The 25,350-nt window shown below is 54.9% G+C and carries 22 protein-coding genes; 3 read left to right on the forward strand and 19 right to left on the reverse strand.

The genetic code is table 11. The features are described 5' to 3' along the window. Nucleotides 1-124: 124 nt before the first annotated feature. The 6 genes from phoU to BN3795_RS20220 all read right to left on the reverse strand — a co-directional run bounded on the left by phoU (nt 125) and on the right by BN3795_RS20220 (nt 7,337). Nucleotides 125-784 (reverse strand): phosphate signaling complex protein PhoU, encoded by a 660-nt coding sequence (gene phoU / locus BN3795_RS20195; protein WP_068786495.1) that lies wholly within the window; start codon nt 782-784, stop codon nt 125-127. Between the two features lie 18 nt (nt 785-802). Next, on the reverse strand, nt 803-1,558 hold the full coding sequence (pstB, locus tag BN3795_RS20200) for a phosphate ABC transporter ATP-binding protein PstB (protein ID WP_068786496.1): 756 nt from the start codon (nt 1,556-1,558) through the stop codon (nt 803-805). Nucleotides 1,559-1,790: 232 nt separating this feature from the next. Further along, entirely contained in the window at nt 1,791-2,993 is a 1,203-nt protein-coding gene (locus BN3795_RS20205; protein ID WP_068786497.1) for a methyl-accepting chemotaxis protein, read from the reverse strand. A gap of 117 nt (nt 2,994-3,110) precedes the next feature. After that, a complete protein-coding gene (locus BN3795_RS20210) occupies nt 3,111-3,836 on the reverse strand; it encodes a response regulator transcription factor (RefSeq protein ID WP_068786498.1) in 726 nt (241 codons plus the stop codon). 148 nt (nt 3,837-3,984) lie between these two features. Beyond that, complete coding sequence (gene pnpS, locus BN3795_RS20215; RefSeq protein WP_068786499.1) at nt 3,985-5,781, reverse strand: two-component system histidine kinase PnpS; 1,797 nt, start codon at nt 5,779-5,781, stop codon at nt 3,985-3,987. Between the two features lie 2 nt (nt 5,782-5,783). Next, nucleotides 5,784-7,337, reverse strand: coding sequence for a fumarate hydratase (locus BN3795_RS20220; RefSeq protein ID WP_068786500.1), 1,554 nt, complete (start codon nt 7,335-7,337; stop codon nt 5,784-5,786). Nucleotides 7,338-7,512: 175 nt separating this feature from the next. Here BN3795_RS20220 and yfbR point away from each other — a divergent pair, with 175 nt between their 5' ends. After that, the gene (gene yfbR / locus BN3795_RS20225; RefSeq protein WP_068786501.1) at nt 7,513-8,133 is read left to right on the forward strand and encodes a 5'-deoxynucleotidase; all 621 of its coding nucleotides are present in this window, start codon (nt 7,513-7,515) and stop codon (nt 8,131-8,133) included. 97 nt (nt 8,134-8,230) lie between these two features. Here the strand turns inward: yfbR and BN3795_RS20230 are convergent, their stop codons facing one another. Next, nucleotides 8,231-9,100: an SDR family oxidoreductase gene (locus tag BN3795_RS20230; RefSeq protein WP_068786502.1), complete on the reverse strand. Its 870-nt coding sequence runs from the start codon at nt 9,098-9,100 to the stop codon at nt 8,231-8,233. 87 nt (nt 9,101-9,187) lie between these two features. Then, a complete protein-coding gene (locus tag BN3795_RS20235; RefSeq protein ID WP_068786503.1) occupies nt 9,188-10,090 on the reverse strand; it encodes a glycosyltransferase family 2 protein in 903 nt (300 codons plus the stop codon). A 162-nt stretch (nt 10,091-10,252) separates the two neighbouring features. Here BN3795_RS20235 and BN3795_RS20240 point away from each other — a divergent pair, with 162 nt between their 5' ends. Next, nucleotides 10,253-10,606, forward strand: coding sequence for a helix-turn-helix domain-containing protein (locus BN3795_RS20240; RefSeq protein ID WP_068786504.1), 354 nt, complete (start codon nt 10,253-10,255; stop codon nt 10,604-10,606). 90 nt (nt 10,607-10,696) lie between these two features. On the opposite strand, the gene BN3795_RS20245 is transcribed toward BN3795_RS20240, so the two are convergent. The 3 genes from BN3795_RS20245 to citZ all read right to left on the reverse strand — a co-directional run bounded on the left by BN3795_RS20245 (nt 10,697) and on the right by citZ (nt 13,890). Beyond that, nucleotides 10,697-11,122 (reverse strand): hypothetical protein, encoded by a 426-nt coding sequence (locus tag BN3795_RS20245; RefSeq protein ID WP_068786505.1) that lies wholly within the window; start codon nt 11,120-11,122, stop codon nt 10,697-10,699. 273 nt (nt 11,123-11,395) lie between these two features. Further along, complete coding sequence (gene icd / locus BN3795_RS20250; protein WP_068786506.1) at nt 11,396-12,691, reverse strand: NADP-dependent isocitrate dehydrogenase; 1,296 nt, start codon at nt 12,689-12,691, stop codon at nt 11,396-11,398. An 86-nt stretch (nt 12,692-12,777) separates the two neighbouring features. Continuing rightward, the gene (gene citZ / locus BN3795_RS20255; protein ID WP_068786507.1) at nt 12,778-13,890 is read right to left on the reverse strand and encodes a citrate synthase; all 1,113 of its coding nucleotides are present in this window, start codon (nt 13,888-13,890) and stop codon (nt 12,778-12,780) included. A 352-nt stretch (nt 13,891-14,242) separates the two neighbouring features. Here citZ and ytvI point away from each other — a divergent pair, with 352 nt between their 5' ends. Beyond that, on the forward strand, nt 14,243-15,361 hold the full coding sequence (gene ytvI / locus BN3795_RS20260) for a sporulation integral membrane protein YtvI (RefSeq protein WP_068786508.1): 1,119 nt from the start codon (nt 14,243-14,245) through the stop codon (nt 15,359-15,361). 74 nt (nt 15,362-15,435) lie between these two features. Here the strand turns inward: ytvI and BN3795_RS20265 are convergent, their stop codons facing one another. The 8 genes from BN3795_RS20265 to BN3795_RS20300 all read right to left on the reverse strand — a co-directional run bounded on the left by BN3795_RS20265 (nt 15,436) and on the right by BN3795_RS20300 (nt 25,276). Next, nucleotides 15,436-15,828 (reverse strand): FxsA family protein, encoded by a 393-nt coding sequence (locus tag BN3795_RS20265; RefSeq protein WP_059046071.1) that lies wholly within the window; start codon nt 15,826-15,828, stop codon nt 15,436-15,438. 64 nt (nt 15,829-15,892) lie between these two features. Then, on the reverse strand, nt 15,893-16,312 hold the full coding sequence (locus BN3795_RS20270) for an acyl-CoA thioesterase (RefSeq protein ID WP_068786509.1): 420 nt from the start codon (nt 16,310-16,312) through the stop codon (nt 15,893-15,895). Nucleotides 16,313-16,448: 136 nt separating this feature from the next. Further along, entirely contained in the window at nt 16,449-17,870 is a 1,422-nt protein-coding gene (gene pyk / locus BN3795_RS20275; protein ID WP_068786510.1) for a pyruvate kinase, read from the reverse strand. 247 nt (nt 17,871-18,117) lie between these two features. Then, entirely contained in the window at nt 18,118-19,209 is a 1,092-nt protein-coding gene (locus BN3795_RS20280) for an acetyl-CoA carboxylase carboxyltransferase subunit alpha (RefSeq protein ID WP_068786511.1), read from the reverse strand. After that, the gene (gene accD, locus BN3795_RS20285) at nt 19,210-20,103 is read right to left on the reverse strand and encodes an acetyl-CoA carboxylase, carboxyltransferase subunit beta (RefSeq protein ID WP_068786512.1); all 894 of its coding nucleotides are present in this window, start codon (nt 20,101-20,103) and stop codon (nt 19,210-19,212) included. Nucleotides 20,104-20,220: 117 nt separating this feature from the next. Beyond that, a complete protein-coding gene (locus BN3795_RS20290) occupies nt 20,221-20,409 on the reverse strand; it encodes a hypothetical protein (protein WP_036624401.1) in 189 nt (62 codons plus the stop codon). Nucleotides 20,410-20,605: 196 nt separating this feature from the next. Further along, nucleotides 20,606-21,100, reverse strand: coding sequence for a phosphatidylglycerophosphatase A family protein (locus BN3795_RS20295; protein ID WP_068786513.1), 495 nt, complete (start codon nt 21,098-21,100; stop codon nt 20,606-20,608). Between the two features lie 975 nt (nt 21,101-22,075). Further along, the gene (locus tag BN3795_RS20300) at nt 22,076-25,276 is read right to left on the reverse strand and encodes a DNA polymerase III subunit alpha (protein WP_110945274.1); all 3,201 of its coding nucleotides are present in this window, start codon (nt 25,274-25,276) and stop codon (nt 22,076-22,078) included. Nucleotides 25,277-25,350 lie beyond the last annotated feature (74 nt).

Here is a 25,350-nt window from a genome sequence, read left to right on the forward strand (position 1 = left end):
CCTGTTCTTATGATAACACAGGGGCCATCCCGATAACACCAAAGCCGGTCCTGGAAAAGAAAAACCGGCTGCCGCTCGCGAAATTTCGCAAGTGGCAGCCGGCGGAACGCAGGCATAGCTGAATTTATTGGTTCAGATCCGGGCGATGACCGGTCACCAGATAAACGGCGCTTTCGCCGATATTCGTCGCATGGTCGGCAATCCGTTCGATATACCGGCCCACCAGCGTCAGCAGCATCGCTTGCTGAAGCGATTCCGGGTTGGAGATCATAAACGAATACAGCTCGTGAATCATTTGGCTGTACAGGTGATCGACTTCATCGTCATCCTTCGCCATTTTATAGGCCAAGTCGGTGTTCTCGTCCAGATACGATTGCAGCGATTCCCGCAGCATCAGAATGACCAGCTCGGACATTTTCGGAATATCGATCAGCGGCTTGATTAATTTCTGGCCTTCCAGCCGCGTGGTAACCTTGGCGATATCGATGGCCAGGTCTCCCATTCGCTCCAGGTCACTGGATATTTTGAACGCCACGATGATCCGCCGGAGATCCTTGGCGACCGGCTGTTGGGTCACGATCAGCCGCGAGCCGATCTCCATAACCTGTTCCTCCATCCGGTTCAGTTCCACGTCGCGCTCCACGATCACTTTCGCTTTGGCCGAGTCCAGGGTCTGCAGGGCGCTGATCGCCTCCGCCAACGCATGCTCAACATGCTCGCCCATTTGTCTCAGCAGCTGCCTTAAATCCTCCAGGTTCTGATCAAATTCCTTTCTTTGAATCATCTTGCTGCAGCCTCCTTATTATCCGAAACGACCGGAAATGTAATCTTCAGTGCGTGGATCCTGCGGCGTGGAGAAGAGCTTCTGCGTATCGTCCGCCTCGACGATCTCCCCGTTCAGGAAGAAGACGGTCCGGCCCGATATCCGCGCCGCCTGATGCATGTTATGCGTCACCATGACGATCGTATAACTATCTTTTAATTGCTGCACCAGTTCCTCAATCTTGAGGGTCGAAATCGGGTCCAGCGCTGAAGTGGCTTCATCCATCAGGAGAATATCCGGCTGCACGGCGATGGCCCGGGCAATACAAAGACGCTGCTGCTGCCCGCCGGATAAGCTGAGTGCCGACCGTTTCAGGAAATCCTTCACCTCGTCCCACAGCACGGCTTGCCGAAGGCTTCGTTCCACGATTTCGTCCAGCGCCGCTTTGTTCTTGATGCCGTGCAGCCGCGGCCCGTAGGCAACATTGTCATAGATCGATTTCGGAAAAGGATTCGGCTGCTGAAACACCATGCCCACCCGCTTGCGCAACGCTTCGACCTGGACATCGTCGCCGTAAATGTCGGTGCCGGCGATTTGCACGGAGCCTTCGATCCGCGTGCCCGGAATCATGTCATTCATCCGGTTCAACGTGCGGAGGAGAGTGGACTTCCCGCAGCCGGAGGGCCCGATGAAAGCGGTGATTGCCTTCTCCGGAATATCCAGAGAAACGTCCTTTAACGCATGGAATCGGTCATAGTACAAGTTCAACTTTTGAATCCGGATAATGTTATCCATCACAGTTCTCCTTCATAAATAAACATCTTCGCCTCCGGCCGCCGGGCCTGTTAGACCGGGGAAATGCCGGGCAAACTTGAAGCACGGTACCCGCCTTCCCGCGAGCCCGTGCCGGTGCTTCAGCTATTCGTTTTAGTATGCGCGTTTTATGAATTCTTCCATGTAAAACAGTTTCATTTTATCGTACTTATGTAAAAGAACATGAGCTAAATTGTAAACGCTGTGTAAAATCTCATGACAACGACGCCAAATGCTGAAGTTCATGAAGCACCGTTCTCGTTCGGCCGGCTGCCGCTTCCGAGGAGCGGAACATCTCTTGTCCCCGCTGCTCCACCGCCCGGGCGGACTCCACCAGCGCTTGGAACGTCTCGTCTGCATTCCCGACCCGGCCGTGACTTTCCGCCATCTCCTCGGCCGTTGAAGAAGTCGTAACCGCGGTTTGTCGGATTAATTGATTGACGACCCCCAGTGTATCGCCGATGTCCTCCGAGAAGCTCTTGGTCTGAAGGGCCAGCTTGCGAACCTCGGAGGCCACAACCGCAAAGCCGCGACCGTGTTCCCCGGCGTGCGCCGCTTCAATCGAGGCATTCATCGCCAGCATGCCGCTTTGATCCGCAAGGCTGCGGATATGGTCGGCAACCGATGAGATCTGCTTCGTCCGTTCCAGCAGCTCCGCCATCTGCTTCTCCTGGGAACGGGTCATGTCAAGCACCCGGGCGAACGATGCTTTTACAGCCTCCAGCTCATGCCGCCCTTCCGCCGATAACCCGCTCATTCGCTCAGATTCCTGCAAGCTTCGTTTCGCCGACTCCGCCACTTCGGCGATCGAGCGCTCGATCTCGACAATGCGGTCGCGGCTTTCGCGAACCGCCGCCTGCCTGGCCTCATCCGCCTCCCGCTGCAGTTGCCGGGACATCTGCATCAGATCTTGGACCGTCAGGATCCCGTAAAATTTCCCTTTCTCGGTTAAGATCAGACCGTCGTAGAAGGAAGCGCCTTCCCTTCCCAACGCGAGATCCAGCAATTCGCCGGGCGGCGTATCGAGCTCGCAAATCAACGGCTGCTGCTGGGCGAACCGAAGCGACGAGACCTCATCAAATAAATCGGCGGCAAATCGTCCGGCCAGATGACGGAAGAAACGATCTCGTATCAGCAATCCCAAAGGTTTGTGATCATCATCACATACAACAATGCAAGGCAGCTCCGGCTGACGTTGAAACTGCTTCAGCACGCTGCGGCAGGTCACTTCCACTCCGATCACCGGAACCTTGCGGCATACGAAGCGAGCCTCTGCCGATACCATCACGGCTTCCCCGTCCGAGCGGCCCCTTTCTATCGGAAGCCCTCCTGAACGATCCACGCCTTCCTCATTCGCTGTCCTCTTCTTCATCGCTTCCTCTGAACGCTCCAGCACGGCGATAGCCAGATTTTCCAACCTACCCACTCCCCCATTGGTATCCATTAGGTTCTATCTACTAGAATCATAGTGGGAGAATGTTAAGCTCATGTTTTCGGGACTTTAGTCCTATGTAAAAAGAATGCCCATCATGAATTACATGATGGACGCTTTCTTCTTATTAACGACAAGCTTATATCCGACGCCGCGAATCGAATCGATATGCACCGATTGTGGATCCAGCTCAAGCTTCTTGCGCAGCGAGCTAACATGCACATCCACCGTCCGCTGCCCGCCGATGTAATCGAATCCCCATACGGCATTCATCAGATCGTCCCGCGTCATCACTACGCCAGGCTTGCGGGCCAAATACAGCAGCACTTCAAACTCCTTGGGTCTTAACGTGATCGCTTCCCCGTTTAGCGTAACTTCGTATTTCTCCGGGTAAATCGTCAAGGCCCCCAGCGCGATTTGCGAATTCTCCTGCTGGACCGGCTTATCGCGTTCCTCCTGACCGGTGGAACGGCGGAGAACCGCCGCGACGCGCGCCAGCAGCTCGGCCACGCCAAACGGCTTCGTGATATAGTCGTCAGCGCCGGATTTGAGGCCTTGTACGACTTCTTCCTCCGCATTTTTGGCGGTCAGGATAATTACGGGCGTCATCACGCCTTCGCTCCGCAGCTTCGACATGATCTCGAAACCGTTCATACCCGGCAGCATCAAATCGAGCAATATCAAATCAAAATCCTGCTGCAGTGCGGTCTCGTAACCGGTCTGCCCGTGATCCTCTACGACAACTTCATACCCTTCGCTCGTCAGGTTGTAAGATAAAAGCCGGGATAACGTCGGTTCATCTTCGATAACCAATAGACGTTGTGTCATAGTACCCCCCATTTGTTTGCGGTACAAGTTCATGATCTGAACCAATATCACTTTAATGACAAGCCCAGCATATCACGGCATTGTTAACGCGGTGTAAAGTTTCATAAAAAACAGTTTACACTCTATTGGTATGTCAACAGCGCCGATCTTAATCATCCAGGGTGTGCATCAAGGGGAGCTCCAGAATAAACGTCGTCCCTTCGCCGACTTTGCTCTCTACGCGAATGGTGCCATGATGCAGCTCCACCAGATGTTTAACGATAGACAAGCCTAGGCCCGTACCGCCGGAGCTGCGGGATCTGGCTTTATCCACCCGATAGAACCGCTCGAATATCCGCGGCAAATCCTTCTTAGGGATCCCGATCCCCGTGTCGCTAACCGTAAAGCGTACCTTCTCTTCGTCCCCGCCTTCGCTTACGATCCCTGCCGAAACACGGACCTTTCCGCCTTCCAGGGAATAGCTGATCGCGTTGGACAGCAAATTCATGAAGATTTGCCGCAGCCGATCCTCGTCCGCTTCAATGAACAGATGCTCGGGAACCTCGTGGGTCATCGAGATCGATTTTTTCCCCGCTGCCGGGAGAAGTACCTCATAAATGCTGTCAAACAGCTCATTCAGCTGCACGGGCGCATACTCCAGCGGTACCCGCTTCGATTCAATTTTGGACAGCTCCAGAATATCGCCGATCAGCCGGTTCAACCGATCCCCTTCGTCATAGATAATCTGCAGGAAGGAACGAGCGGTTTCCTCATCCTTCACTCCGCCGGCCAACAGCGTCTCGGCGAACCCCTTGACCGCTGCGATCGGCGTCTTCAATTCGTGGGATACATTGGCCACAAATTCGCTGCGAATCCGTTCCAGCTTGCGGATCTCGGTGACGTCCTGCAGCAGGAACAACATCCCGCGGAAATTGCCGTTATCCTCGAACATCGGCACGCTGTCGAACAGTAGGATTTTCTCTTCGGGATCGTAAACGTTCCGTTCCTCCTGAACCGCTTCCTTGCGGGCAATGCCTTCTTCCATGAATTTGATGAATTCATAGTTGCGCTTGAGCGCCTGATACGATTTGCCCAGCAACTGCTCGCCCTTCATATGGAGAATTCGTTCCGCCTCCCGGTTAATCAGGGCGATATGCTCCGTGGCATCCACCATGAGAATGCCGCCGGTCATATTCGCCAGCACGCTCTGCATCAAATCCTCATTATCGCGAATTCGCTTAAGCTGCTGCTGCAGGCTATCGGCCATCCCGTTGATCGCCAGACCCAGTTGACCGATCTCATCCTTGCGGGCCAGCTTGACCCGGGCGTCGTAATCGAACCTGGAGATGCGGTGAGCCACGCGGGTGATTTGCTCCAGCGGTTTGGTCAATCCCGCCGCCACCCGGTAACTCACGAGACCGGCGATGAGAAACAGGATAAGCATCCCGCCGAACATCCAGGTCCAGCCTTGAACCAGACCTTTCTCCACGGCGGCCAAACTCATGGAAAGACGGATGTATCCGTCAAACCCTCCTGAAGTCACGCGATCGGCAACGTACAACATATTCTCGCCGATGGTGTCGCTATAACGGATCGCGCTGCCGAGATCCCCGCCGGCCGCGGATTCGATTTCCTGCCGGTGGGCGTGGTTATCCATTCGCTCCGGATCGGATTCAGAGTCGCCAACGACGATTCCGTCCAGTGTGATGAACGTAACCCGGGAATCGGTCAACTCCGCTAGCTGTTTGGCCTCCCGTTCGTAATAAGCGTTCGCCTCGGAATTCCCGTCCACAGGCATGAAATCAAACGTCGCTTCCAGCAGATTAATTTCCCGGGCCATATTTTCCTCCAGTGCCCGGATATGCGAGTTTTTAAACATCTGGGCCATCGTGAAGCCGGCGGCAATCATCGAAATGCCAAGCAGAATCATCAAGATCAAGGTCAGACGAGAACGGAAGGTTTTCATGTTTATTTGAACACCGGTTCCTTAAAAGCGGCCAGTTTCATCAGCGAATCCTTCTCCACGCCCTCATGCAAGCTGTCTCCATGCGAATCCATCGTGACGATCGCCGCAAACCCCTCGACCTCCAGATGCCACATCGCTTCCGGAACGCCAAACTCCATGAAATCAACGCCGTTTACCTTCTTGATGCATTCCGCATAATACTGCGCCGCCCCGCCGATCGCATTCAAATACACGCCGCCGTGCTCCTTCAAGGCTGCCAGCGTCTTAGGCCCCATTCCGCCCTTGCCGATCACCGCGCGGATGCCGAATTTCTTCATGATATCCCCTTGGTACGGTTCCTCGCGAATGCTGGTTGTTGGTCCGGCCGCCTTGACATGCCAGCCTTCATCGTCCTTCAGCATCACCGGTCCGCAGTGATAAATGACCGCTCCATTCAAATCCAGAGGGGCGTCATGATCCATCAAATATTTGTGAAGAGCATCGCGTCCGGTATGCATCTCCCCGTGGATGACCACGACATCGCCCACCCGCAAGCTGCGGATTTGCTCTTCTGTCACCGGGGTATGCAGCATGATCTCCCGCCGGGCCGGAGCTTGCGATTCCTCGGAGGCCGCCCCCGTTTCGATTGCTTCTTCCAGCTCCTCTACCGGCACCTCGCTGCCGCGTTCATACAGCCATTCGCGAATCGCCCCGGTTGCCGGATCGATCTCCACGCCCTGGCGGCGGAACGCCCAGCAGTTATACGCAACCGATACGAAGAAGCTGGCGGGAAGCCGATTGATCGCTCCTATTTTACAGCCCAGCAAGGTCACTTCTCCGCCGAACCCCATCGTGCCGATCCCCAGTTGATTGGCCGTTTCCAGAATATATCGTTCAAGCCGGTCCAGATCCGGATTCGGATTCACATCATCAAGCGGGCGGAACAGCTGTTGCTTGGCCAGCTCATACCCTGTGGTACGGTCGCCGCCGATGCCAACGCCAAGGAATCCTGCGCTGCAGCCCTGCCCTTGCGCCTGGTAGACGGCATGCAGGATACATTTGCGGATCCCGTCGAGGTCCCGCCCCGCCCGGCCTAGCCCTTCCAGCTCCGTCGGCAGGCTGTATTGGATATTTTTATTCTCGCAACCGCCGCCTTTTAGAATTAAACGGATATCGATTCCGTCTTGCTCCCATTGTTCAAAATGAATCACCGGTGTACCCGGGCCCAAATTATCCCCGCTGTTTGCTCCCGTTAACGAGTCCACGGAATTCGAGCGCAGCTTGCCTTCCTTGGTCGCCCGCTTCACTGCGGCGTAAATCGCCTTCTTCATCTCGATCTGGTTCGCACCTACCGGCGTATGCACGATAAAGGTCAACATGCCGGTATCCTGGCAGATTGGAGAAACCTGCTCCTCCGCCATACGGATGTTCTGCGCGATGGTCGACATAGCCAAGCCGGCTCGTGTTGCCCGGTTTTCCAGGGCTCGCCCCCGATTCACCGCACGTCGTACGTCCCCCGGCAATTTTGTAGAAGCTTCCACAATCAATTCGTATACGCTTTCTTCAAATTGGTGCATGATCCGAGAATCCCCTCTCTCTGTCATCTTGTTTAACCTTTGAGCCCAAAAAAAGCAAAGCCTTGTCGCCTCATTAGCCATATCGCATTCTTCAGACTTATAATAACATAAGAACTAGTTTCGGTTGACATTTTCTGTCCAAAATCCACTCTATATGAAGCGAGGTTTATCATTGATGAGCTACCATTTTCCTGCTTATCTGTACCGCCTGCGCTCGATCCGCCGCTGGAGCCTGATGCGCAGCACCGCTGCGGAAAATGTGGCCGAGCATTCGTTTCACGTTGCGCTGCTGGCCCATCTGCTGTGCGAAATTGGAAACGCTAAATACGAGCGCCGGTTGAACGCCGAACGCGCGGCAACGCTGGCTCTGTTCCACGACGCGACCGAAGTGTTCACGGGCGACATCCCTACGCCGGTCAAGCATCATAATCCGCGGCTGCTGTCCAGCTTCCGGGAAATGGAGGCGATCGCCGCAGAACGCCTGCTCTCCATGGTTCCGCCAGACCTTGAAGACGCGTATGCCCCGCTGCTCTCGCCCGGCCAAACTGCGGATTCGCCCGAGGACACCGCATTGAGGGTGTATGTTAAAGCCGCGGACAGCCTGGACGCCTACTTGAAATGCGCCTGGGAGCTCACCTCCGGCAACCGTGAATTTGCCGTTGCGAAGACGCAGCTCCTGGACAAATTGCAGCGGCTGCAACTTCCGGAGGTCGACTATTTTTTGGAACACCTGGCCCCAAGCTTTGAAATGACGCTGGATGAATTGTCCGAGTCGGAGCGCATAGAAGACAGATAGAGAGTTATTTGAAACAGAGAACCCCCAGTTCGCCCGGCACCGCCGGAAACTGGGGGTTCTACGATTTTCGGGGCGGATCCCGCTGCGGCTCCTCATGCTAGCCGTTCACAATCTCTCCGCCGTTGATATGCAAGACCTGACCGCTCATATAAGACGAGTCATCGGAGGCGAGGAACACGTAAGCCGGGGCCAGCTCCTCCGGTTGGCCGGGACGCTGCATCGGCGTCGTTCCTCCGAATTCGGACACCTGCTTCTCATTGAACGTTGACGGGATCAGCGGTGTCCAAATCGGCCCCGGCGCTACGGCATTCACCCGAATGCCCTTGCTCCCGACAATGTTCATCGACAACGCCCGGGTGAAGCTGACGATAGCCCCTTTCGTCGCCGAATAATCGATCAGCTGCGGGTTGCCCTTATAGGCCGTCACCGAGGCTGTATTGATAATCGCGCTGCCTTGGCGCAAATGCGGCATCGCAGCTTGGGTCAAATAAAACATAGAGAAGAGATTGGTCCGAAACGTCTTCTCCAGCTGAGCTGCCGTAATCGCTGTTATATCCGGCTGCGGATGCTGTTCCGCCGCATTGTTAACCAGAATATCCAGACGCCCCAGCTCCTGCACGGTCTGCTGTACCGCCTGCCCGGCAAACGCCTCGTCGCCGACATCGCCTGCGATTAGCAAGCATTTGCGCCCTTCCTGCTCCACCTCCTGCCGGGTCACCTTCGCATCGTCGTGCTCGTTCAAGTATACGATCGCTACATCGGCCCCTTCCTTCGCGTAGGCTACGGCTACAGCACGTCCGATGCCGCTGTCCCCGCCGGTGATGAGCGCTACCTTGCCCGTCAGCTTGCCGGCCGCCTTGTAATCTCCTTCATAGACCGGGCGCGGATGCATCTCTGCTTCGACGCCGGGTTGATGGTTTTGATGCTGGGGCGGCAAGGTTTGCTTCGCTTGTCCATTTCCTGCCATGGCTGATCCTCCTTAGGGTGATCGTGGAATGAGAGTGAAATATCCTCATTGTTTTCTCCCCTATTAGGATAGCCCGGCTGACCCAGCTTATCCCTTATTCGCCCATTGCTCCCAATGTATCCCGAAGCGGTCGAAAAACCACTGCTCGTCATGCTTGCGAAGCAAGGCGTATTTCGCTCTCCGTGCCGCGGTCCATTCACTTAACTTCGCTTCATTCACCGGCTCGCCCTGATACTCGCGCCGAACTTGTTCGCGGCAGGCGGATACCCCTTCCTCGCTGAAATGCAAATAAGCCAAGGTCATCAAGTCCGCGCCCCACTGTTCCCTACTGTTATCACAAGGGAAATTCTGCCGGAACACCTGAGTCAAGGTCACTTCCGGAACATAGCGGCAGATTCCGCCCTGCAGCCACAATCTTAAGGAAAATTCCGCCGTCTCCAGGTCCTTGCCGATCAAGCCGTCTTCCATCCCTCCCATAGCCTGAAACGCATCGCGCCGGACCGCAAAGCATTCCCAGGACAACCACGGGATTTCATTCTGACCGGCTCCCCGTACCGGGTAGGCGCGCACCGAGCGAACCAACCCGCCGACTTCCTTTGCCACTGGGGCAGGGGAGTGTTCACTCTTGGCAAAAGCAGGCGACACACCGTCGGCTTGTCCCTGCATAAGCGGCTCCAGCAGTTGCTCCATCCATCCGTCATCATAATATAAATGAGTTTCGCAGAAGATCAAATAATGGCCGCTGGCATGTGCAGCGCCAATATTGCGGGCCGATATCCCCGGCTCGCCCTTGACCCGTTTAAGAGGCCGATCAAACCGATAATTCATCAAAAAATCACAGCATCCGTCTATAGAGCCTTCATCTACGATAATGACTTCATAGGGAAATGTCGTGTGCGACACTTTCAGCGATTCCATCGTAGTGTACAGATCGATTCCGTTGTTCTTAACCGTAATGATGATTGAAACTGAAGTAGATTCGGAAAGCATACATGATCTCCTTAAAATTGGTTATTATAAACAATTGAACCATTTCAGTAAATCCTATGATACCATAATAACCCAATTCGTACTTTCAGTAAATACAAACAAAACCTGTAGTTTATTATCTTTCCTCCGGGTTCTCACTAAGGTAAATACAGGAGGGGTGTTATGGATTACGAGGCATTGGGGAAAAGGCTGCGTCAAGAACGGCATAAAATGCACTTGACCCAGGAAAAACTCGCCGAACGCATCGAAGTTTCGGACGCATACATAGGACAAATCGAACGGGGAGAGCGCAGCTTGTCCCTGGAAACACTCGTCAAACTGGCGAATCAATTGGGCGTGACCGTTGATTATTTGCTCCACGACTCGATTGAGATCAGCGAAGATCATTTTATGGAGCAGATCCAACAGATCATGATGAATCGATCGCCGAAAGAAAAACAACTGGCGCTCGATATTTTGAAATTAATGTTTACCCACCTGGATGAATTAAAGAAAGAGGACTCAAATCCTTCCTAGCAAGGCGCCAGCGCCGATTCCCGGCGCAGCAACAAAGAAAGCCTGCCGGCTTACTCGCCGGCAGGCTTTCTTTGGGATGCATAGCTCCGATTAGATAATGGTGCTGAACACCATAAAGAACGAAATCAGCAATACCGTCACCGATAACAGGGCGCTTAACGTCCGAAGCTTCCCTTCCTCCGCCGTTACGGTTTTGTTCTGGCGAATCCCTTCCTGTGCCAAACGGAGCGGTTTCGCCAGGATGCCGCTAAACGCACCAATCGCCAAAAACAAGATGACAATGAGGATCATCCAAGGCACGGAGTAATCGCCTTGACCGATCAGATAGCCCCCCGTCAGCAGTTGGACGATCAGCCCGATTTGGGCGAATCGGTTCAGCGAGATTACGGCCGATACCGTTCCTTCCTGGGCTGCCAGCGACAACTTGCCGATCCGGCCAAGCACAAACGGAAGAACCAGATAGAAGCCGAGTGCCAACGCGCCAATAATATGTAGGAATAACATGACTTGATACATTAACATAACCACCCTTTCCGCGTCAATTACATTTATTATAATCTATTCTCACTTTGGATGGAAATAAAAGAAATGTCTGATCAGGGCGGGCCTAAGTAAAGCAACTGATAAGGAGTGGGGCAACGCTAGGAAATGTTCCTACGATCGCTGTTGCTCGCAATCATTTCCCGCTTTTGCCCTGCTCCTTATCGCGCCAAAAAAAGCCTCCCTAACGAAACGCTAGGGAGGGTGTACAGAAACGGAGGTTGCCTATGAAAAGGTTAGAATTAGCGATTACATGTTCTTGATGACATGATCGGCGAACTCGGAGCATTTCACTTCCGTTGCGCCATCCATCAGACGAGCGAAGTCGTATGTGACCGTCTTGTTGTTAATCGAGGTCTCCAAACCTTTATAGATCAGGTCCGCCGCTTCTTGCCAGCCCAGATGCTCCAGCATCATAACGCCGGACAAAATCACGGAACCCGGATTCACCACGTCGAGGTCGGCATACTTCGGAGCCGTACCGTGTGTTGCTTCGAAGATCGCATGCCCGGTCACGTAGTTGATGTTGGCGCCCGGCGCGATGCCGATGCCCCCAACTTGCGCTGCCAAAGCGTCGGACAAGTAGTCGCCGTTCAGGTTCAGCGTAGCGATGACGTCGAAGTCCGTTGGCCGCGTCAACACTTGCTGCAGCGCGATATCGGCGATCGCGTCCTTAATGATGATTTTGCCTTCGGCTTCCGCCGCTTTCTGTGCCTGGTTGGCTGCATCCGCACCGGATTGTTCCTTGATCCGGTCGTATTCGGCCCAAGTGAACACCTTATCGCCGAATTCTGCTTCCGCAACCTCATAACCCCAGTTTTTGAACGCGCCTTCGGTAAATTTCATGATATTGCCTTTATGCACCAGCGTAACGCTCTTGCGGCCATGCTTGATCGCATATTCGACCGCCGCGCGCACGAGGCGTTTCGATCCTTCTTCCGATACCGGCTTAATGCCGATGCCGGACGTTTCCGGGAAGCGGATTTTCTTGACGCCCATTTCGTTCTGCAGGAAGGACAGCACCTTCTTCACTTCCTCGGAGCCTTCCTTATATTCGATGCCGGCATAAATGTCCTCGGTATTCTCGCGGAAAATCACCATATCCACAAGTTCCGGACGTTTCACCGGAGAAGGCACGCCTTGGAAATAGCGGACCGGACGAAGGCAGACATACAGGTCCAGCTCTTGACGAAGCGCTACGTTCAGCGAACGGATGCCGCCGCCGATCGGCGTGGTCAACGGTCCCTTAATGGCCACAATATATTCGCGGATAGCCGTCAGCGTATCGGCTGGCAGCCACTCCCCGTATGTATTGAAGGCCTTCTCGCCGGCGAACACTTCATACCAGGCGATTTGCTTCTCGCCGCCGTAGGCTTTCTCCACGGCGGCGTCCAATACCCGTTTCGATGCTTTCCAAATATCGCGGCCGGTACCATCGCCTTCGATAAAAGGAATGACAGGGTGGTTAGGCACCTGAAGCTTCCCGTCTTGAATCGTAATTTTGTCACCTTCCGTTGGAAGAGCGAACTTCTCGAGTTTCAACATGTTTACGGTTTCCTCCTTCAATCTGTTTGCTACATCTCACGGTCTCCATTTTACCACAATGTTCCTTGGAGCTCCCGCAGGGCTGCTTATCTTAATTCGATAGGAATGTACTTCTGATTCGTGACGCCCGTATATTCCGCACGCGGACGGATCAAGCGGTTATCCTCCAGCTGTTCCAGAATATGCGCCGTCCATCCGGACAACCGGCTGATGGCAAAAATCGGCGTAAACAAATCCCGCGGAATGCCCAGCATCGTATAGACCGAAGCGGAATAAAAGTCCACGTTGGGCTTCAGCCCTTTCTGACCGGTGACGAGCTGCTCCACTTTGACGGAAATATCGTACAAGGTGGAATCGCCCTTCAGAATGCTCAACTGACGCGACATATTCTGCAGATGTTTGGCGCGCGGATCGCCGTTCTTGTATACGCGGTGGCCGAAGCCCATGATTTTCTCCTTGTTCGCCAGCTTCTTCTGAATATACGGTTCCGCTTGCTCCAGCGTGCCGATCTCGGCCAGCATATTCATCACCGCTTCATTAGCACCGCCGTGCAGCGGCCCCTTCAAGGTCCCAATCGCGGAGGTGACTCCGGAGTAAATATCGGACAACGTCGCAATCGTTACGCGCGCGGAGAACGTCGAGGCGTTCAGCTCATGGTCGGCGTGCAGCACCAGCGCCTGATCCAAAGCGCGGATCGCGATCGGATCCGGTTCCTCGCCGGTCAGCATATACAAGAAATTGTGCGCGACCGATACGTCCTTAAGCGGAGCGACCGGTTCCTTGCCCTCCCGAATGCGGGCAAATGCGGCAATCAGGGTAGGGATCTGGGTTTGAAGCTTAATCGCCTTCAATTGGTTGCTTTCACGGGAGTTGTCATTGGCGTTCTCATCATACAAAGCAAGAGCCGATACGGCAGTACGAAGCACTGCCATCGTGTTGGCAGTCGACGGATACAGCTTCATCTGTTCAAGGACCGCTCCAGGAACCGCGGCGTAATCGCTCAATTGCCGCTGCAACTTCTCCAGCTCAGCTTGATTGGGCAATCTGCCGTACCATAACAAGTAAGCCGTTTCTTCAAAACTCGCACGTTCCGCCAATTCGTCGATATTAATTCCACGATAGGCGAGCACGCCATCATGAATGGAGCTGATCGAAGAGGTTGCCGCAACAATGCCTTCCAGGCCTTTCGTAGCTGTCATGAACCATCTCTCCTTTGTTAACATTTTGTGAGCAAACAAGCCCCTGAAAACATTTTCAAAATTGAAAGTTTTAAATTTTCGAAGTTAGCCAACAAGTGGCCTAGCATTGCAGAAACATAGCCCCACCGCTTACTTCTTCATCATACTGGATTTCCGAAAACATGGGAACCGCTTCAGCACGACCGGGTACATTAAATGATTTTATCACAACTATAAAGAAATTTTGTAAACGATTGCAGTTGTGCAATGAATTATATCACATAAATCAAAAAATGCACGGGGCGGAATACTCGCGCCGGACAAATAATAGAGTAGAACTAGGACATGTTACTTAGTAAAAGGAGAATGCCACATGGATCACGTGATCGTCAAGCGCATGCTGCGGGGCAGCTGGATATGCGTCGTCCTTATCGGCTCCATTCTGGCGATCTTCTGGCTGCTCCCGCTCGTCTATCCGTTTCTGATCGCCTGGCTGATCTCCTACGCGATGAATCCGTTTGTCCTTTGGCTCCAGAAGAGCCTGCGAGCGCCAAAATGGCTGGCCGTGACGCTCTCGCTGTTCATTTATTTTGGAAGTGCGGGAATCATCGTGTCCGCAGCGTTAACGCGTCTTGTCAAGGAGCTGATCCATTTAGCCGAATCCTTTGATCTCAGGATCGCCGAATGGAGAAATCTGTTTGTCTCGTGGACGCAAAGCGAGGGCATTCAATCGATCATTACCGAAATCAACCGATTTATCGCCGATAACCCCGGTTACGAGAATACGATTCACAAAAATATCGATAATACCGCTGAGAAGGTAGGCTCGTTTGTCTCGCACCTGGTTAATAACGTGCTGGAAACCATCGTTACTTTACTCTCCTCCCTCCCTAACTTAGGCGTTATTCTCGGCGTGATCCTGCTGGCGACCTTCTTTATCAGCAATCATTGGGAACGGGATATGCGGTTCTTGGCTGCCTCCATCCCCGCTCCGTTTCGCAAGACGGTCGGCGCGATTTGGCGCGACCTGCAACGGGCGTTGTCCGGTTATCTGCGTGCGCAGTTCATCATGATCTCGATCACTGCGTTTATCGTCCTGCTGGGATTATTAATTTTAGGTGTCGATTCCGCCTTTACTTATGCACTGCTGATCGGACTCGTCGATTTATTGCCCTATTTAGGGGTGGGTACCGTGATGATTCCCTGGCTGATCTATGCGTTCGCCACCGGCGACGTCACCTTGGGGATCGGGCTCGCCGTATTGTACGGCGTGATCCTGCTGGCTCGCCAACTGATTGAACCTAAAGTCCTAGCCAGCAGCGTAGGGCTGGATCCCTTGCCCACCTTGATCGCCATGTTCGTGGGTCTCAAGCTGTTTGGCGTGTTAGGGCTGATTATCGGTCCGGTCACGCTGGTTATCCTGGGCGCGGCTGTCCGCGCCGGGGTTGTCCGCGATTTGCGGAACTATATCCTGCATGGTCGATTGAGATAAATGCGGTTTAATTTGAAAAAAGGGCATCCCGCCTTTCGAGACGAGATGCCTTTCTTGATAAGTTCGGACGGCGTTTACCGACGAAAGTACGTGATCGTCCCGTCCTTCATCTTCTTGCTGACCCATTTCAAAAGCGGGATCCGATACAACACGCGCGTCAGCGGGAACACCATCGTAAATCCGATGATATCGGTGATGAAGCCCGGGATCAGCAGCAGCATCCCGCCGGCAAACACGCATAGTCCATCCAGGACCATGCGTCCCGGAATTTGTCCGCCGCTCATTTGGGCTTTGGCATCCGCCAGCACCTTGCGGCCTTCAAATTGCATCATCAACCCGCCGATGACCGAGGTCGCCAGCGTCAGAAAGATCGTTTTGCCGACTCCCAGCCGTTCGCCGACATACATATACCCCCAAAACTCTACGATCGGAATCAACACGATGAGAGCGGCTATCCATTTACGCATATCAGGACTCCTTTATCCATTCCTGTACTTGTATTTTACCGCCTCTGCGCCGGATTAGCAAAATTTACGGTTTTCGGGCTATCTCCAGCGCCGCATACCATTCCGGGAACACCTTCTTGAACTGCACTGGCTTGAAGTCCTCGCGGCGAACAACATAATGGGAGGAAGAACCTTCTACGCACAACGTGCCTTCCCCATTGAACACCTCGTATCCGTAGGCCGTTTTGACCCCGCTGTTCTCGATCACCCGCGTCTTCAGCAGCACGGTTTCACCGTAACGGATGCCGCGTTTGTACTCTACCTTCATTTCGTGGACCGGCGAGATATAACCCGCCCGCTCCATCTCCAGATAATCGAAGCCCAGATTTCGGCTCAACTGCAGCCTTCCCAGCTCAAACCACTCCAGATAATGAGCGTGGTAAATAATCCCCATCATATCGAATTCCGAATATTTCGGCTCAATGGCCACTTCGCATACGTACACGTGCTCCGCTCCTTTCCGGATATTCCTTTATTTTATCGTAAGGCTTCATTCAATTGGAGGCAAAAAAAGCAATGGTCCCGACCGGGCCCCATTGCCTTTTTGTGTAACTGATCACGGATCTATATGAGCCTTGCGACTACTTGCGAATTTGACCGATCTTCACCAGGTTGGTCGAACCGGAACGGCCGAGAGGGACCCCTGCCGTAATCACGACAAGATCGCCTTCCTTCACCAGCCCGGAATCCAGGCCACCCTTCATCGCCTTGTCGAACATTTCGTCCGTCGTGCTGGCCGTAGCGCCTTTCACCGGCGTAACGCCCCAGTTCAGAGCCAGACGGCGCAAAGTTTGGTCTTCGGTTGTCACGGCGATGATCGGCGCTTTCGGACGGTATTTGGACACCATCCGAGCCGTATAACCGGTTTCCGTCGAAGTAATGATCGCTTTCGCATTCAGCTCCAGCGCCGAGTTGGCCACCGCTTGGCTGATCGCTTCGGTTACGGTCGTTTGTTGCGCGTTGCTTTGCTTCACGAAGATTTCGCGGTATTCCAAAGCGGATTCCGCTTTCTCTGCGATGCGGGACATCGTCAGAACCGATTCCACCGGATATTTCCCGGCAGCCGTTTCGCCGGAGAGCATGATCGCATCCGTACCGTCGAAGATCGCGTTCGCTACGTCACTCGCTTCTGCACGGGTCGGTCTAGGGTTGCGCTGCATGGAATCGAGCATTTGCGTTGCCGTAATAACCGGTTTGCCAACGCGGTTACATTTCTCGATCATCTTCTTCTGTACGAGCGGCACGTCTTCCGCAGGAATTTCTACACCGAGGTCGCCGCGGGCAACCATCAGGCCGTCGGAGACTTCCAGGATTTCATCCAGGTTGTCCACGCCTTGCTGGTTCTCGATTTTAGAAATAATTTGGATATGAGTTGCGTTGTGTTGCTCCAGCAATTGACGAATTTCAAGCACGTCGCTCGCTTTACGAACGAAGGAAGCCGCAATAAAATCGATGCCTTGCTCGATCCCGAACTTGATGTCGTTAGCGTCTTTCTCGGTGATGCCTGGCAGGGAAATATTTACGCCGGGTACGTTAACGCCTTTTTTGCTCTTAATGGTACCGCCATTGACGATGCGGCATTTGATTTCCGTACCTTGAATCTCAACGACCGTCAAACCGATCAGACCGTCGTCAATCAGAATCGTCGAACCGACTTCCACATCTCCGGGAAGCTCTTTGTACGTAATGGAGATCCGTCCCTTGTCGCCGAGAATTTCTTCGGTCGTCAAGGTCAGGAACTCGTCCTGTACCAGCTCGATCGGCTCTTCTTTCAACTTGCCGGTACGGATTTCAGGACCTTTGGTGTCCAACAGTATGGCGATTGATTTCCCCAGCTCCGCGCTCGCTTGACGGATCGTCTTGATCCGGTTGCCATGCTCCTCGAAATCCCCGTGGGAGAAGTTCAGGCGAGCGACGTTCATTCCGGCCATCATCAGCTTCTTGATGTTCTCTAACGATTCACTAGAAGGACCGATAGTACATACGATTTTTGTTTTGCGCATTTGGGTTTCCTCCGTTTAAAATAGTTCTCTCTATATAATCTTTTCCAACAACTAAATTTACTATAGTTTTGTCGATTTGTATAGGAAGTTTATCATATTGTAACGAATATGCCTTCAATGCATGCGTAGTAAACCGTTCTACCACGCCCATTTCAGGCGCCTAAATTTCCAGTATTCCCCGGACACAGCGAAAATAACCTTGCCGCAGGTCCCGGTGGGCTCCCCGTAAGGTTATCGCTTTGGAGCTTTAACTTTGCTCGGCGGTCTGAGTCTCTGCAGCCGCAGCCGATTCGTCCGACGCGTCCGAAGGCGTCTCGTCCTCGATTCTTCCGGCAACTTCAGCCATGCCTTCCGCTGCTGTCGGCGCTGGCGCCGCCGCCTTGCCGGCCACCTGAAACTCACCGATCTTGCGGAATTTCCGGTACCGGTCTTCCACCAGCTCATCCGGATGCAGGTTGGACAACTCCTCCAAATGACGGAGCAGCGAATCTTTGATCGCTTCCGCTGTCGATTCGTAATCCCGGTGCGCGCCGCCGCGCGGCTCGGGAACGATCTCTTCGATGACGCCCATCTCCAAGAGATCCTGAGCCGTAATCTTCATCGCTTCCGCCGCTTGATCGGCCTTGGAGGCATCCTTCCAGAGGATGGAGGCGGCTCCATTGGGCGAAATGACCGAATAGATAGCGTTCTCCAGCATCAACACGCGGTTCCCGACGCCAAGCGCAAGCGCGCCGCCGCTTCCGCCTTCGCCAAGAACCACGCAAACTACGGGAACCCGCAGCATCGACATATCCCTCAGATTCCGGGCAATCGCTTCCGACTGGCCGCGCTCCTCCGCCGTAATGCCCGGATAAGCGCCCTTCGTATCGATGAAGGTGATGATCGGCCGCCGGAACTTGTCCGCCTGCTGCATCAGCCGCAGCGCTTTGCGGAAGCCTTCCGGATGCGCGCTGCCGAAGAAGCGGGCGATATTGTCCTTCGTATCCTTGCCCCGCTGCTGCCCAATGACCGTGACCGGCACGCCGCCAAGCTTGGCCAGTCCGCCAACGACTGCCAGGTCGTCGCCAAAAACCCGGTCCCCGTGGAGCTCGATGAAATCCTCGAAGATCAGGCCGATCATATCCAGGGACGTCGGACGCTGATGATGGCGGGCCAGATGCATCTTCTGCGAAGGAGAAATGCTGCTGTAGATCTCTTCCTCCAACTGACGATAGCGTTCTTCCAAACGCGCGATTTCTTCCGTAAAATCGATCCCCTTCTCGCTGCCGAACTGCTCAAGCTCCGAAATCTTCTCGCGCAGCTTCACAAGAGGCGTCTCAAAAGGCAATTCGCCTGCCATTTATACTCCTCCCTTCACGCCGTGCATTTCCAGCAATTTCGCCAGCGTCGACTTCATATCCTTGCGGTGCACGACAAGATCAAGCTGTCCGTGCTGCAGGTTGAATTCCGCCGTCTGGAAATCGTCCGGAAGCTTCTGACGGATCGTCTGTTCGATGACGATTCTCCCGGCAAACCCGAACACGGCTCCGGGCTCGGCCACAATAATGTCGCCAAGCATGGCAAAGCTGGCCGATACGCCGCCTGTCGTCGGATCCGTAATGACCGAAATATAGAGACCGCCGTGTTCGCTTAACCGGGCCAATGCCGCGCTCGTCTTGGCCATCTGCATCAAGCTTAGGATGCTCTCTTGCATCCGCGCACCGCCCGATGTCGAGAAGATGATCATCGGCAGGCGTTTTTCCGTTGCAGCCTCGATGGCGCGCGTAATTTTCTCCCCTACCACAGAACCCATGCTTCCGGAGAAAAAATCAAAGCTCATCACGGCCACCACGGCCGGGTAGCCCTGAATCGTCCCCTCGCCGGTGACGACCGCCTCGCGCAATCCCGACTTCAAGGTTTGCTGCTCCAGCTTGCTGGCATACCCCGGGAATTCCAGCGGATCGACGGAGATCAGATCTGCATCGTATTCTGTAAAGCTGCCTTCATCAAAGGTATAACGGATCCGCTCTAACGCGTTCAGGCGCATATGGTGTCCGCAAGCGGGACACACCATGAAATTCTTCTCCAGCTCTTTACTGTATTGAATCGCGCCGCAGCGGCCGCATTTATTCATCAAACCTTCCGGAATTTCGCGTTTCGGGCGATCTGCCTGCGGCGAGCCCTCTTCGCTTCCGGTTCGTCCTGAGGGAATGGTCGCGTACTTCCTCTTCTTCTGAAACAAATCTTTGAACACAACTACACCTCTTCAGCCGTTTATTTATCGTGGCGTTCCAAAAAGTCTATAAAGCCATCCGACCCTTATGAACCCGCACTTCCAGGCCTATCTGCACTAGGAATCTCGAATCCCTTGCTAAGGATGCAAAATCGAATTCAATACTTCTTGCACTTCTTCCAGCTCCCCGGAGGGGACCAAAATCTCAAACTGCTGTTTGGATAAATTAACAGGACGTGTTTGGACGAGAAAGCCTTCTTCGGTGAGTTTCGTCTTGATCATGTCCGCAACTTTTGCGGTAGGCGCGATATACATTACAGTCCACATGCCCTTTTCAAAGCCCCCTAACCTAATCTTTGAGCCCGTATAATAGAGTAATGATAACATAATTTTCAAAATTCCCGCAACAAAAGGAAAACCGCGCCGGATGCGGCCCGGCGCAAGAATTTGCCGCAGGGCCAGGCGCTGCGTGCAGCGAACAGGCTACAGCTCGTCAGAGGGCGGGGCAGGGTTTTATTTTCGTTTAAGAGGAACTGGGAGGATAAGTCGCGGCCTGCTCATGCCGATGAGCAATTCGGGCAGAAGCCGCAGCGGCAAGACCTGCTACCAAATCATCGAGGAAAACATGAATGCGGTCGCCTTGGTTATTCAGCTTGCCGATGATTTCCGGTTTAACCTTGTCCAAATAACCGAAGCTCGTCAGGCCGATCATCCCGAACACGCTCGTAATGCCCAACGCCATCGTCTCGTCCACTCCATAAAGCGGCTCGTCGGCTTCCATAATCGCCTGCAGCGGCTCCGGGAGCCGCTTCTGCTCGGCCAGCTCGTCGAGGGCGATTCCGGTGAACAGGGTATATTGGACTTCCCTCTTTTGCAGCACGGCTTTGACGCTCTCCAAGCATTGGTCCAGCGTCAAATCCTCATGATACGCCGTTTGCAGCGAATGTACAATTTGTGCGATTTCCTCCAGCTTTACTCCGCGGCGCAGCAGCTGTGCTTCCGCCAATTCAAAAGTCATACGCATCTTCCTCCCTTGATTCCGGAACAACCGTTGTTGGCGAACGTCGGCGCGAGGCCAGGCGTGGCACGAGGCCGGGCGGGGGCGCGAGGCCGGGCGGTGGTGCGAGGCCGGGCGGTGNTCTGCAAAAATGTTCGTTCAAACTTGTCCGCAACCTGTAGCAGAAGGTCACCATCGTGCGCTAAACGCGGGCTACCCGGACTGCAATTTTTCGGCATGACGGCTGAAACAATGGGGAGAATGCTGCTCAAACCCGGGTCATGGGGGTGTAAGTCACTGCGTGAACGGAGCTTGAAGTTAACCGAGTCACCATGGCTGGGGCGGCTTGCTTGGAGTCAGCTGAGGTGGTACTGAGGGAGGAAATTCTGACGGAGGGAACGGTAGCCTGGCGTTGACAGCGGGGCTGAACGTCTGAAACTGACGGAAAGTTGCCGGTCGAGTTACTCAGGCGCTGTGCGCTCGGGCTGACCGAAAAGGATGATCGACTCGCGATTACTAAAGCGCTGCGCGCTCAGGGGACCGAGGAGGATGATCGACTCGCGATTACTCAGGCGCTGCGCGCTCGGAGTTGATCGAAGGGGATGACGGATCGCCCCTTACTAAAGCACTGTGCGACTCGGGGGACGAGGGGCCGGTCGGCGCTAACGGAACGTAGCGACGTTATTCGGCTATTTCCCGGTCATTTCCCGGCGTAACGGATTCCACGGCCCTTATTTAGGCGCAATTCGGGAGAAAAGGGGGATTAGTGCGAGAATAACGTCTCTCAGTTCCGTTAATTTGCCTGATCCACCGATACCGCGGAAATAACGTCTCTGGGTTCCGTTACGCTGCGTTCAAAATAAAACCCGGCCCTGCAGTCGGTGCAGAGCCGGGTAGAGAGAGAACGCCGTCATTTGATCTTGACCGTGTCGGAGCCGAGCATCTGCTCCATTTCACGGATCAAAGCCGGCGAAGGCTTGATGCTGTAACGCTCCGTCAAGGCCAGGAGCTTCCCGGTGCTTTCGTAGAATAGCACCGTGGCGACCGGGCCAGGATGCTGCTCCAGCAGCAGCTTGAGCCGCTCGAGCAGGCGCGCGTTCTCCGCCGCGGCCGTGATCTTGATGAAGACGCGCTGCGCCGGCGTCTTCTCGCGTTCGCGCCGCGCGCCCGGCGCGGGCGCGGCTCCCTGCGCTGCCGCGGCCGCACCCGCCGGCCGGGCAGCGGCGCCNCGGACAAATACAGGCCCAGCAGCTCGCGCTCCAAATCCAACTGCTGCCCGGCCGTAAACTTCGGCACATCCGGGTATTCGATGTCCCAATTTGGCGACTCCACGAAATCGAACAGCTGGATCTGCAAGTCATCCCGCTCCTTGCGCCATTTCAAGGCCGCCTCGACCGTCTCGTCCAGCATCGCCAGCAGTTGGGCACGGTGACCCGGCAGGGAATCAAACGCCCCGCCCTGAATCAGCGACTCAATGACCCGTTTGTTGCAAGTACGCAGATCCACCCGTCGGCAAAAATCGAGCAAACTGTCGAACGGACGCTCTTTTCGCTCTCTCAAAATACTCTCAATCGCCTGCGTCCCGACGTTTTTGATCGCGGCCAGGCCAAAGCGGATCACGCCGAGACTCTGCGGCTCCTGTGCGGATCCGGGTTCAGCGGCGGACCCGGCCTGCAGTCCGCCGGCCTCCGTGCTCCCCGCCGTGCTGGCACCCGCCTCCGCGGCTCCGGCGCTCGCCCCCGCCTGCGGCGTAAACAACACGCTGCTCTCGTTCACATCGGGCGGCAGCACGGTGATGCCCATGCGGCGGCACTCCACGATGTATTCCGCCACCTTGCGGTGGCTACCGGTGACAGCGGTCAGCATCGACGCCATAAATTGCACTGGATAATGCGCCTTGAGATACGCCGTCTGGAAGGCCAGCACGCCGTAAGCAGCCGCGTGGGCCCGGGGAAACCCGTAGTCGGCAAAGCGGACGATCATGTCGTATACCGCGTTCGCCTCGGCTTCGCTATAGCCTTGCGCCACGCTGCCGCCGACAAAATGGCTTCGCTGCTCATCGAGCACCTCGCGCTTCTTCTTGGACACTGCGCGCCGCAGTAAATCGGCTTCGCCCAGCGAAAAGCCGGCCATCTGGGAAGCGATCTGCATAATTTGCTCCTGATACACGATGATGCCGTACGTATCCCTCAGGATCGGTTCGAGATCCCGGTGCGGATATTCCACGCCGATCTGCCCGTGCTTGCTGGCGATGAATTTGGGGATGAATTCCATAGGACCCGGCCGGTACAACGCATTGACGGAGATGATATCCTCGAATACGGACGGCTTCAGCTCCTTCAGCACCCGCCGCATGCCCGTGGACTCAAGCTGGAATACGCCGGTCGTTTCCCCGCGGCCCAGCATATCGTACGTGGCCGGGTCATCGTCCGGGATATGCCGGAAGTCGGGGGCGTCGCCCGTCTGCTCCTTGATCCAGTTCATACAGCGCTCGATGATGGACAAGGTGCGCAGCCCGAGAAAGTCCATTTTGAGCAGTCCGATCGCTTCCAGATTTTCCATCGAGTATTGCGTCAGCGCGGTATGCTCGCTGCCCGCCTGCAGCGGGACCGCGTCGGTCAGGGGATCGCGCGAAATCACGACACCGGCGGCATGGGTCGATGCGTGCCGCGGCATGCCTTCGACTTTCATCGCCATGTCCAGCAGCCCTTTCACCCGTTCCGAACCGTCGTACATCGCTTTCAGGTCCGGGATCTCCTTCAAAGCCCGCTCGATCGTCATTCCTATGAACCCGGGAATCAGCTTCGCCACTTTGTCCACTTCACCAAAAGGCACATTCAATGCCCGCCCCACATCGCGGACCGCCGCACGAGCCGCCATCGTACCGAAGGTAATAATCTGAGCGACATGCTCTGCCCCGTATTTGTCCACCACGTAGGCAATGACCTCATCCCGCCGCTCGTCGCTGAAGTCGATATCGATATCCGGCATCGTCACCCGCTCCGGGTTCAAAAACCGTTCGAACAACAGATTGTATTTGATCGGATCCACGTTGGTGATGCGCAGCACGTAAGCGACCAAGCTGCCCGCGGAGGAACCCCGTCCCGGTCCGGTCGCAATCCCGTTCCGGTGGGCGAACGCGATAAAATCCCAAACGATCAGGAAATAATCGGAGAACCCCATGCTGGCGATTACCTCCAACTCGTAACGCAGCCGCTGCTCCAGCCGCTCCCGTTCCACTGGATCCTGCCAGAGATCCAGACCGCCGTAGCGTTCGGCCAAGCCCTGCTGACACAACTCCGCCAGGTAGCTGCCCGCGGTTTGCCCCTCCGGAATCGGACGATATGCCGGTAAAATATGCCGATCAAACTCCAGCTCCAGTTCGCAGGATTCGGCAATTTTCGCCGTATTGGCATACGCCTCCGGCAAATGCGGGAACAACTCGGCCATTTCCTCGGCGGTTTTCAGGTAGAGCTGGTTGGTCTGCATTTTGAGCCGGTCTTCGTCGTCCACCGTTTTTCCCGTACCTACGCAAATGAGCACATCTTGCACCTCGGCGTCTTCCTTGCTCAAATAATGCGCGTCATTGGTCACCACCAGCTGCGCTCCGATTTCCCCGGCCAACTGGACGAGCTGCGGATTCACTTTCTTCTGCTCGGGAATGCCATGGTCCTGCAACTCCAGGTAAAAATCCTCGCCGAACGCCGCCTGATAACGCAGCGCCGCCTTCTTCGCTTCCTCGTAGTGTCCGCGCAGCAGGTGGAACGGAACCTCGCCGCCCAGGCAGGCACTGAGGCAAACCAAGCCTTCGCGATGCTGCTCCAGCGCGTCCCAGTCGATTCGCGGCTTGTAATGGAAGCCTTCAAGATGGCCGATGGAGCACAGCTTCATCAGGTTGCGGTACCCGGTCTCGTTCTTGACCAGCAAAATCAGGTGATGGATCGGCTGGTCCTGCCGGCTCCCCCGCTCCTTGCGCGAGCCTGCCGTAAAGTACACCTCGCAGCCGATGATCGGCTTGATGCCGTGCTTTTTGCACAATTTATAAAAAGGAACCGCGCCGTACATGACCCCGTGATCCGTCAGCGCCAGCGCCTTCATGCCGGAGGCCGCCGCCTTGGCGACAAGGTCTTCGAGCCGGGCTGCCCCGTCCAGCAAGCTGTATTCACTATGTACGTGCAGATGAACAAAGCTGTCCATGCGATCCCTTCCTTTCGATCTATTGATCTATTTACATAATATTTTATCATACATGGCTAGGGCCCGCCCATAGA

This window comes from Paenibacillus phocaeensis (genome assembly GCF_900021165.1).
Taxonomy (GTDB): Bacteria; Bacillota; Bacilli; order Paenibacillales; family Paenibacillaceae; genus Fontibacillus; species Fontibacillus phocaensis.

Excerpts from the sequence above, each read along its gene's own strand:
- phoU (WP_068786495.1), bottom strand. The coding sequence starts at position 784 with ATGATTCAAAGAAAGGAATTTGATCAGAACCTGGAGGATTTAAGGCAG.
- pstB (WP_068786496.1), bottom strand. The coding sequence starts at position 1,558 with ATGGATAACATTATCCGGATTCAAAAGTTGAACTTGTACTATGACCGA.
- BN3795_RS20210 (WP_068786498.1), bottom strand. The coding sequence starts at position 3,836 with ATGACACAACGTCTATTGGTTATCGAAGATGAACCGACGTTATCCCGG.
- pnpS (WP_068786499.1), bottom strand. The coding sequence starts at position 5,781 with ATGAAAACCTTCCGTTCTCGTCTGACCTTGATCTTGATGATTCTGCTT.
- BN3795_RS20220 (WP_068786500.1), bottom strand. The coding sequence starts at position 7,337 with ATGCACCAATTTGAAGAAAGCGTATACGAATTGATTGTGGAAGCTTCT.
- yfbR (WP_068786501.1), top strand. The coding sequence starts at position 7,513 with ATGAGCTACCATTTTCCTGCTTATCTGTACCGCCTGCGCTCGATCCGC.
- BN3795_RS20230 (WP_068786502.1), bottom strand. The coding sequence starts at position 9,100 with ATGGCAGGAAATGGACAAGCGAAGCAAACCTTGCCGCCCCAGCATCAA.
- BN3795_RS20235 (WP_068786503.1), bottom strand. The coding sequence starts at position 10,090 with ATGCTTTCCGAATCTACTTCAGTTTCAATCATCATTACGGTTAAGAAC.
- BN3795_RS20240 (WP_068786504.1), top strand. The coding sequence starts at position 10,253 with ATGGATTACGAGGCATTGGGGAAAAGGCTGCGTCAAGAACGGCATAAA.
- BN3795_RS20245 (WP_068786505.1), bottom strand. The coding sequence starts at position 11,122 with ATGTATCAAGTCATGTTATTCCTACATATTATTGGCGCGTTGGCACTC.
- icd (WP_068786506.1), bottom strand. The coding sequence starts at position 12,691 with ATGTTGAAACTCGAGAAGTTCGCTCTTCCAACGGAAGGTGACAAAATT.
- citZ (WP_068786507.1), bottom strand. The coding sequence starts at position 13,890 with ATGACAGCTACGAAAGGCCTGGAAGGCATTGTTGCGGCAACCTCTTCG.
- ytvI (WP_068786508.1), top strand. The coding sequence starts at position 14,243 with ATGGATCACGTGATCGTCAAGCGCATGCTGCGGGGCAGCTGGATATGC.
- BN3795_RS20265 (WP_059046071.1), bottom strand. The coding sequence starts at position 15,828 with ATGCGTAAATGGATAGCCGCTCTCATCGTGTTGATTCCGATCGTAGAG.
- pyk (WP_068786510.1), bottom strand. The coding sequence starts at position 17,870 with ATGCGCAAAACAAAAATCGTATGTACTATCGGTCCTTCTAGTGAATCG.
- BN3795_RS20280 (WP_068786511.1), bottom strand. The coding sequence starts at position 19,209 with ATGGCAGGCGAATTGCCTTTTGAGACGCCTCTTGTGAAGCTGCGCGAG.
- BN3795_RS20290 (WP_036624401.1), bottom strand. The coding sequence starts at position 20,409 with ATGTGGACTGTAATGTATATCGCGCCTACCGCAAAAGTTGCGGACATG.
- BN3795_RS20295 (WP_068786513.1), bottom strand. The coding sequence starts at position 21,100 with ATGACTTTTGAATTGGCGGAAGCACAGCTGCTGCGCCGCGGAGTAAAG.